General features: G+C 72.1%; 7 protein-coding genes and 1 rRNA gene. All 8 read left to right on the forward strand.

The window, feature by feature from the left end:
• The first annotated feature begins 20 nt into the window (after positions 1-20).
• The gene (locus tag IEW03_RS09720) at positions 21-1250 is read left to right on the forward strand and encodes an argininosuccinate synthase (RefSeq protein WP_188523451.1); all 1230 of its coding nucleotides are present in this window, start codon (positions 21-23) and stop codon (positions 1248-1250) included.
• Between the two features lie 43 nt (positions 1251-1293).
• Complete coding sequence (argH, locus tag IEW03_RS09725; RefSeq protein ID WP_188523502.1) at positions 1294-2724, forward strand: argininosuccinate lyase; 1431 nt, start codon at positions 1294-1296, stop codon at positions 2722-2724.
• 106 nt (positions 2725-2830) lie between these two features.
• The gene (locus tag IEW03_RS09730) at positions 2831-3430 is read left to right on the forward strand and encodes a uridine kinase family protein (protein WP_188523452.1); all 600 of its coding nucleotides are present in this window, start codon (positions 2831-2833) and stop codon (positions 3428-3430) included.
• Positions 3431-3502: 72 nt separating this feature from the next.
• Positions 3503-3868: a PadR family transcriptional regulator gene (locus tag IEW03_RS09735; protein ID WP_188523453.1), complete on the forward strand. Its 366-nt coding sequence runs from the start codon at positions 3503-3505 to the stop codon at positions 3866-3868.
• On the forward strand, positions 3868-5235 hold the full coding sequence (locus tag IEW03_RS09740; protein ID WP_188523454.1) for a permease prefix domain 1-containing protein: 1368 nt from the start codon (positions 3868-3870) through the stop codon (positions 5233-5235). Before IEW03_RS09735 ends, IEW03_RS09740 begins: the two co-directional genes overlap by 1 nt.
• Positions 5236-5307: 72 nt before the next feature.
• Positions 5308-6012: a DNA-3-methyladenine glycosylase gene (locus tag IEW03_RS09745; RefSeq protein WP_188523455.1), complete on the forward strand. Its 705-nt coding sequence runs from the start codon at positions 5308-5310 to the stop codon at positions 6010-6012.
• A gap of 59 nt (positions 6013-6071) precedes the next feature.
• Complete coding sequence (gene tyrS, locus IEW03_RS09750; protein ID WP_188523456.1) at positions 6072-7331, forward strand: tyrosine--tRNA ligase; 1260 nt, start codon at positions 6072-6074, stop codon at positions 7329-7331.
• A 594-nt stretch (positions 7332-7925) separates the two neighbouring features.
• A 16S ribosomal RNA gene (locus IEW03_RS09755) occupies positions 7926-8366 on the forward strand; the annotation flags it as partial.

The following is an 8366-nucleotide window of genomic DNA, read 5'->3' on the forward strand; positions in this document are numbered from 1 at the left end:
ACGCAAGGAAGAGAAGACCCATGACTGATCGCGTCGTGCTCGCCTACTCGGGCGGCCTGGACACCTCCGTGGCCATCGGCTGGATCGCCGAGGCCACCGGGGCCGAGGTCGTCGCCGTCGCCGTCGACGTCGGCCAGGGCGGCGAGGACATGAACGTCGTCCGCAAGCGCGCCCTCGACTGCGGCGCCGTCGAGGCCTACATCGCGGACGCCCGCGACGAGTTCGCGGCCGAGTACTGCATGCCGGCCCTCAAGGCCAACGGGATGTACCTCGACCGCTACCCGCTCGTGTCCGCGATCTCCCGCCCCGTCATCGTCAAGCACATGGTGCGGGCGGCCCGCCAGTTCGGCGCCACGACCGTGGCGCACGGCTGCACGGGCAAGGGCAACGACCAGGTCCGCTTCGAGGTCGCGACGACGTCGCTCGCCCCCGACCTGAAGACGATCGCCCCGGTGCGCGACCTCGCCCTGACCCGCGAGAAGGCGATCGAGTACGCGGAGCGCAACGACCTCCCGATCGCGACGACGAAGAAGAACCCGTTCTCGATCGACCAGAACGTCTGGGGCCGCGCCGTGGAGACCGGCTTCCTCGAGGACATCTGGAACGAGCCCACCAAGGACGTCTACTCCTACACGGACGACCCGACGTTCCCGCCGGTGGCCGACGAGGTCGTCATCACCTTCGACCAGGGTGTCCCGGTCGCGCTCGACGGCGTGGCCGTCACCCCGCTGCAGGCGATCCAGGAGATGAACCGTCGCGCCGGCGCGCAGGGCGTGGGCCGCATCGACATCGTCGAGGACCGTCTCGTGGGCATCAAGTCCCGCGAGGTCTACGAGGCGCCGGGCGCCGTCGCGCTGATCGCCGCGCACCAGGAGCTGGAGAACGTCACGCTGGAGCGCGAGCAGGCGCGCTTCAAGCGGGGCGTCGAGCAGCGCTGGACCGAGCTGGTCTACGACGGCATGTGGTTCTCGCCGCTGAAGAAGAACCTCGACACCTTCGTCGACGACACGCAGAAGTACGTCTCCGGCGACATCCGCATGGTGCTGCACGGCGGTCGTGCCACCGTCACCGGCCGCCGGTCGGAGTCCAGCCTCTACGACTTCAACCTCGCCACCTACGACGAGGGCGACTCGTTCGACCAGTCGCACGCCAAGGGCTTCATCGAGATCTACGGCCTGGCCGCCAAGCAGGCCGCGGCCCGCGACGAGAAGTTCGGCAACGGCGTCGACCTGGGCACCGGGGAGCTCTGACGTGGGCTCCGAGGTCACGCCGACGGGCGCCGGCGACGGCGCCCTGTCGTCGTCCGACGGCTCCTCGACCGACCACGTCTCGCTGTGGGGCGGCCGGTTCGCCGGCGGGCCCTCGCCCGAGCTGCAGGCGCTGAGCCAGTCGACGCACTTCGACTGGGTGCTCGCGGGCTACGACATCCGCGGCTCGAAGGCCCACGCCCGGGTGCTGCACGCCGCCGGGCTGCTCACGGACGACGAGCTGACGGGCATGCTGGAGGCGCTGGAGCGCCTGCGCGCCGACGTCGAGTCGGGCGAGTTCCTGCCCGTCCTCGGCGACGAGGACGTGCACACGGCGCTCGAGCGCGGGCTCATCGAGCGGGCGGGCGCGGACCTGGGCGGCAAGCTGCGCGCCGGCCGTTCCCGCAACGACCAGATCGCCACGCTGGTGCGGCTGTACCTGCGGGACAACGCGCGCACCGTCGCGGGGCAGGTCCTGGACGTCGTGGACGCGCTGGTCGGCCAGGCGGGCGCCGCGGGCGACGCCGTCATGCCCGGGCGCACCCACCTGCAGCACGCGCAGCCGGTGCTGCTGGCCCACCACCTGCTGGCGCACGCGTGGCCGCTGCTGCGCGACGTCGACCGGCTCGTGGACTGGGACGTGCGGGCCGGGCGCTCGCCGTACGGCTCGGGCGCGCTGGCCGGGTCGTCGCTGGGCCTCGACCCGGAGGCCGTGGCCGCCGAGCTCGGGTTCGACGGCACGGTGGAGAACTCGATCGACGGCACCGCGTCGCGCGACGTGGCGGCCGAGTTCGCGTTCGTCGCGGCGATGGTCGGCATCGACCTGTCCCGGCTGTCCGAGGAGATCATCCTCTGGAACACCAAGGAGTTCGGCTTCGTCCGTCTCGACGACTCCTGGTCGACCGGGTCGAGCATCATGCCGCAGAAGAAGAACCCCGACATCGCGGAGCTTGCGCGCGGCAAGTCGGGGCGGCTGGTCGGGGACCTCACCGGCCTGCTGACCACGCTCAAGGGCCTGCCGCTCGCGTACAACCGCGACCTGCAGGAGGACAAGGAGCCGGTCTTCGACCAGGTCTCCACCCTCACGGTGCTGCTGCCGGCCTTCGCCGGCATGGTGCGCACCCTGACCTTCGACACCGGCCGGATGGCCGAGCTCGCGCCCCAGGGCTTCTCGCTGGCCACCGACGTCGCCGAGTGGCTGGTGCGCCAGGGCGTGCCCTTCCGCGTCGCGCACGAGGTCGCGGGGGAGTGCGTGCGGGTGTGCGAGTCCCGCGGCATCGAGCTGTGGGACCTGTCGGACGCCGACCTGGCCGCCATCTCGGAGCACCTGACGCCCGCGGTGCGCGAGGTGCTCACCGTCGACGGCTCGGTGGCGTCGCGGGACGGCGTCGGCGGCACGGCGCCGGCGCGCGTCGCGGAGCAGCTGGAGGCCGCCCGCGAGAAGGCGGCCGAGTTCCGGTTCTGGGCAGAGGGCTGATCACCTCGCCCCGCCGACCGTGCGGTCCCTCCAGGGCGGGCCTCGGACTCCCGAGGTCTCGCCCGGGGCGGGGCCGCACGGTCGTCGTCGTGACGGAGCGTGCTCGATGACGGTGCCCGACGGCGTGCTGACCTCGCTGGTGGAGCGGGTGCACGGCTCCGAGCCCCGCCTCCCGGGGCCGGGCGCCCCCGCTCCCTGGCGCACCACGCGGCTGGTCTGCGTCGACGGGCCTGCCGGCTCGGGCAAGACGACGCTCGCCACGCAGCTCGCGACACGGCTCGCCTGCCAGGTCGTGCACCTGGACGACCTCTACGAGGGCTGGGAGGCGGGGCCCGACGGCGGCGCGCGGCGGCTGGCCGGGTGGGTGCTGGAGCCGCTGGTCGAGGGCCGGCCCGGGCGCTACCGGCGCTACGACTGGTACGCCGGGCGATACGCCGAGTGGCGCGACGTCGAGCCGTGGCCGTTCCTCGTCGTCGAGGGGTGCGGCGCGGCCGCGCGTCAGGTGGACCCGTGGGCGGTGCTGCGCGTCTGGGTCGAGGCGGACGACGACGAGCGCCTGCGGCGCACCCTGGAGCGCGACGGCGAGGACGCCCGCGACCACCTGCTGCGCTGGATGGCCGACGAGGCGGGGCACTACGCCCGCGAGCGCACCCGGGAACGGGCCGACGTCCGGCTCGACGGGCGCGGCGACGTCGTGGGGCGCTGACGGTCGTCCCTCGCCTCCATACCTAGGTGCGCTAGGGTAAGCATCCCTTGCAGCTCTAGGTATGGAGACGTCGTGCACATCGACAAGGACCTCGTCGCGGCCTCGGCCACGCCGCTCGTCCTCGGCATCCTGGCCGAGGGCGAGTCGTACGGTTACGCCATCGCCAAACGGGTGGGCGAGCTCTCGGGCGGCCGCATGCAGTGGACGGACGGCATGCTCTACCCGTTGCTGCACCGGCTCGAGCGGCTGGAGCTCGTGTCCTCCTCGTGGGGGACGTCCGACGCCGGGCGGCGCCGCAAGCACTACGCGATCACCGCCGCGGGCCGCGACGCGCTCGCCGAGCGCCGGGAGCAGTGGGCCGTGGTCGCCGACGCCCTGCGCCGGGTCTGGCAGGACGTGCAGGAGCGCCCGGCCGCCGTCACCGAGCGGTGGGCGTGATGCCCGGCCCGCGCCTCGAGGCGCAGATCGACCAGTGGCGTGCCTACGTACGGCGCCGGCAGGCCATCTCGGCGGCCGACGTCGAGGAGATGGAGGACCACCTGCGGGCGCAGGTCGACGACCTCGCGGTGACCGGCCTCGACGAGGACGAGGCGTTCCTGGTGGCGGTCAAGCGCATGGGCAACCTCGACGCCGTCTCCCGCGAGTTCGCCCGCGAGCACTCCGACCGGCTCTGGAAGCAGCTCGTCCTCGTCCCGGAGCACCCGGACGCCGGCGGGGACGGGGTCGGTGCGTCCCGGTGGCGCGAGCTCGCCGTCGTCCTCGCGCTCGCCGTCGGCGCCGGGCTGGCCGTGAAGGTCGCGCTCGGGTTCGTCGACGGCCCCGGCGACGAGATGGTGCTGGCGCGCAACGCCAGCCTGCTCGTCCTGCCCTTCCTGGCCGGCTACTTCGCGTGGAAGCGGCGGGCGACCCTCCGGGTCGTGGCCGCCGTCGTCGCGCCCGCCGCGGTGCTGGCGGTGGTGCTCAACGCCTACCCGTTCGTCCCCGCCGGCTCGACGGAGGTGCTCGCGGTCCTCCACGCGCCGGTGGTCGGGTGGACGCTCGTCGGCGTCGTCTACGTCGCCGGGCGATGGCGGTCGGACGCCGGGCGCATGGACTTCGTCCGCTTCACCGGCGAGCTCGTCGTGTACGTGACGCTCCTCGCCCTGGGCGGCGGCGTGCTCGTGGGCCTCACGGCGGGGATCTTCGGGATCGTGGGCATCGACCTGGAGCCCGTCCTCGAGGACTGGATCCTGCCCGTCTGCGTCCCTGGTGCCCTCGTCGTGGCGGCATGGCTGGTCGAGGCCAAGAAGAGCGTCGTCGAGAACATCGCGCCCGTGCTGACGAAGGTCTTCACGCCGCTGACCGTCGTCATGCTGCTGAGCGTGCTGCCCGTGCTGCTGGGCGGGGGCGACCTCGTCGCCGTCGACCGCGGCCTGCTCATCCTCATGGACGCGATCCTCGTGCTCGTCCTGTGCCTGCTGCTGTACTCGATCTCCGCCCGGGACTCGCTCGCCCCGCCCGGGTTCTTCGACGTGCTGCAGCTCGTGCTCGTCGTCGCGGCGCTCGCGGTCGACGGCGTGATGCTCACGGCCATGCTGACCCGGATCGCCGAGTTCGGGCTGAGCCCCAACAAGGTCGCGGCGCTGGGGCTGAACCTCGTGCTCCTGGCGCACCTCGTGGGGGCGGCGTGGCGCGCCCTCGGGTTCCTGCGCGGGCGGCGCGGGTTCGCGTCCGTGGAGCGGTGGCAGACCCGCTACCTGCCCGCGTACGGGATCTGGGCGGCGGTCGTGGTGGTGGTCTTCCCGCCGCTGTTCGGCTTCGCCTGACCGGCGTGGGGGCGGCGCCCTGGCCGGCGGGCCGGGGTGCGCCCCGCCGCCGCCGGCCGTCATGATCAGGGGATGCCCGCGACCGTCCCCGACCGCGCCTGGTTCGACCGCCCCGTCCTCGAGGTCGCCCGCGACCTGCTGGGCGCCACCCTCACCCGCCGCACGCCCGAGGGGGCGGTGGCGCTGCGCCTCACCGAGGTCGAGGCCTACGACGGCGAGCGCGACCCCGGCTCCCACGCCTTCCGTGGCCGCACCGCACGCAACGCCACGATGTTCGGGGAGCCCGGCCGCCTGTACGTGTACCGGCACCTCGGCCTGCACCACTGCGTGAACGTGGTGTGCGGCCCGGCCGGCCGCGCCTCGGCCGTGCTCCTGCGTGCGGGCGCCGTCCTGGACGCGGCGTCCGGCGGGCCCGGCGTCGAGCTCGCCCGCGCGCGCCGCCGGGCCGCGGGCGTGCTGCGCGCCGACCGCGACCTGGCCCGCGGGCCGGCGCGGCTCACGGTCGCGCTGGCGATCGACCGGGCCGACGACGGCGCCGACGTCACCGACCCGGACGGCGACGTGGTGCTCGCCGTCGCGCCGCCGCACCCGCGCGACGTGCGCACCGGACCGCGGGTAGGGGTGAGCGGCGACGGCGGGCGCGCGGACCTCTTCCCGTGGCGGTTCTGGCTCGCGGACGACGCCACGGTGTCGGACTATCGCCCGGCCACGCCCCGCAGGCGCCGGAGCCCGGGGCGAGAAACGACGCGGGGGATCGCGTCCGGTCGGGCAGACTAGGGGGCGGGCGCCCGCGGGCGCCCGACCCGACCCTGATTCCCGGACCTAGGAGCGACACGGTGACCGACATCCTCGACGAGCTGCACTGGCGAGGCCTGGTGGCGCAGTCCACCGACGAGGCCGCGCTGCGTTCTGCGCTGGCCGAGGGACCCGTCACCTATTACGCGGGCTTCGACCCGACGGCGCAGAGCCTGCACGTCGGCCACATGGTGCAGCTGCTCAACATGCGACGGCTCCAGCTGGCGGGCCACCGGCCCCTCGCGCTCGTGGGCGGCGCCACCGGCCTCATCGGTGACCCGCGCCCGACGACGGAGCGGTCCATGCAGTCCCGCGACGTCGTCGCCGGCTGGGTGGACCGGATCCGGAGCCAGATCGAGCCGTTCCTCGACTTCGAGGGACCGGCGGCGGCCCGCATGGTCAACAACCTGGACTGGACCGGCGAGATGTCGGCGATCGACCTCCTGCGGGACGTCGGCCGGCACTTCCGCGTGGGCACGATGCTCGCCAAGGACATCGTGGCGCGCCGGCTGAGGTCGGACGAGGGCCTGAGCTTCACCGAGTTCAGCTACCAGGTCCTGCAGGGCATGGACTTCCGCGAGCTCTACCAGCGGCACGGGTGCACCCTGCAGCTGGGCGGCAACGACCAGTGGGGGAACCTGCTGTCCGGGGTCGAGCTCATCCGCAAGACCGAGGGCGCCGCGGTGCACGCGATGACCTCGCCGCTGATCACCAGGGCCGACGGCTCGAAGATGGGCAAGTCGGAGGGCGGCGCGGTATGGCTCGACCCGGAGCTGACGAGCCCGTACGCCTTCTACCAGTTCTGGCTGAACCAGGCCGACGCGGACGTGGTGAAGTACCTCAAGGTGTTCACCTTCCGCACGCGGGAGGAGATCGCGGAGCTGGAGGTGCAGGTGGCCGAGCGTCCGTTCGCGAGGGAGGCCCAGCGCGCCCTCGCCGGCGACCTGACCACGCTCGTGCACGGCCAGGGCGCGACCGACGCGGTGATCGCGGCGAGCCAGGCGCTCTTCGGGCGCGGGGACCTCGCCGCCCTGGACGCCCGCACCCTGGGCGCCGCGGTGGCGGAGCTGCCGTCGACCACGACGTCGGCGGGTGCCCTGGTGGTCGACGCCTTCGTGGGCTCCGGGCTGGTGGCCTCCAAGGCGGCCGCTCGCCGCGCGATCGCCGAGGGCGGTGCCTACGTCAACAACACCAAGGTGACGTCCGACGACGCGGCGCTCGACGCGACCGATCTCCTGCACGGCCGGTTCGCCGTGCTGCGGCGGGGGAAGAAGACCCTCGCCGTCGCGACCGTGGACTGAGCGGACGGAGCGCAGGGCCGGCCCGTGACGGTCCGGGTCGAGGGGCGGCAGGCAGCAGAGCCTGTCGCCCCTCGGCGTCCCCGGGGGAACCGCGCCGGCCGTCCCCGCCGATCGGCAAGAAATGCCGGCTGACCTGCGGATTTGTCGGTGCCGCGAACGTGTGTGTAATGTTCTCGTCGTTCGCCCGGCAGGGAGGAACGGACACCGAGGAGACGGCCAGCAGGCCGGGTACCGGTGGTCGGTCCCACGGGCGGTCCACCGAATCCTCTTCACCGGGTGCGACGAGTGCGCCTCCGGTTCGGGACCACGGGTCGGCCACGAGGCCAACAAGTTCGGGAAACCGGCGAGTTGACACCGCGACTGACGCTGGTAAGGTTGAGGGGTTGCCCCGGAGGGCTGGGACTGAGGTTCTGGTGCTGATGGTGTGTGTCGGTTGTTTGAGAACTCAACAGTGTGCTTGATAGTCAATGCCAAGTATTTTTGAACCTTTTGGTTCCTTTGGATCGGACTGAATGAACTAGCTAGTTTGTTTTGGTCTGGCCAGGTATTGTTGAATGCTGCGGGCTCTTTGGGGGTTCGTGGTGTTTTCTCTCTTTTACGGAGAGTTTGATCCTGGCTCAGGACGAACGCTGGCGGCGTGCTTAACACATGCAAGTCGAACGGTGAAGCCCAGCTTGCTGGGTGGATCAGTGGCGAACGGGTGAGTAACACGTGAGCAACCTGCCCTCCACTTCGGGATAAGCCTTGGAAACGAGGTCTAATACCGGATATGAGCATCCATCGCATGGTGGGTGTTGGAAAGTTTTTCGGTGGGGGATGGGCTCGCGGCCTATCAGCTTGTTGGTGGGGTGATGGCCTACCAAGGCGTCGACGGGTAGCCGGCCTGAGAGGGCGACCGGCCACACTGGGACTGAGACACGGCCCAGACTCCTACGGGAGGCAGCAGTGGGGAATATTGCACAATGGGCGCAAGCCTGATGCAGCGACGCCGCGTGAGGGATGACGGCCTTCGGGTTGTAAACCTCTTTCAGCAGG

The sequence above is a fragment of the Isoptericola cucumis genome (assembly GCF_014635665.1).
In the GTDB taxonomy this organism is placed as follows: Bacteria; Actinomycetota; Actinomycetes; order Actinomycetales; family Cellulomonadaceae; genus Isoptericola; species Isoptericola cucumis.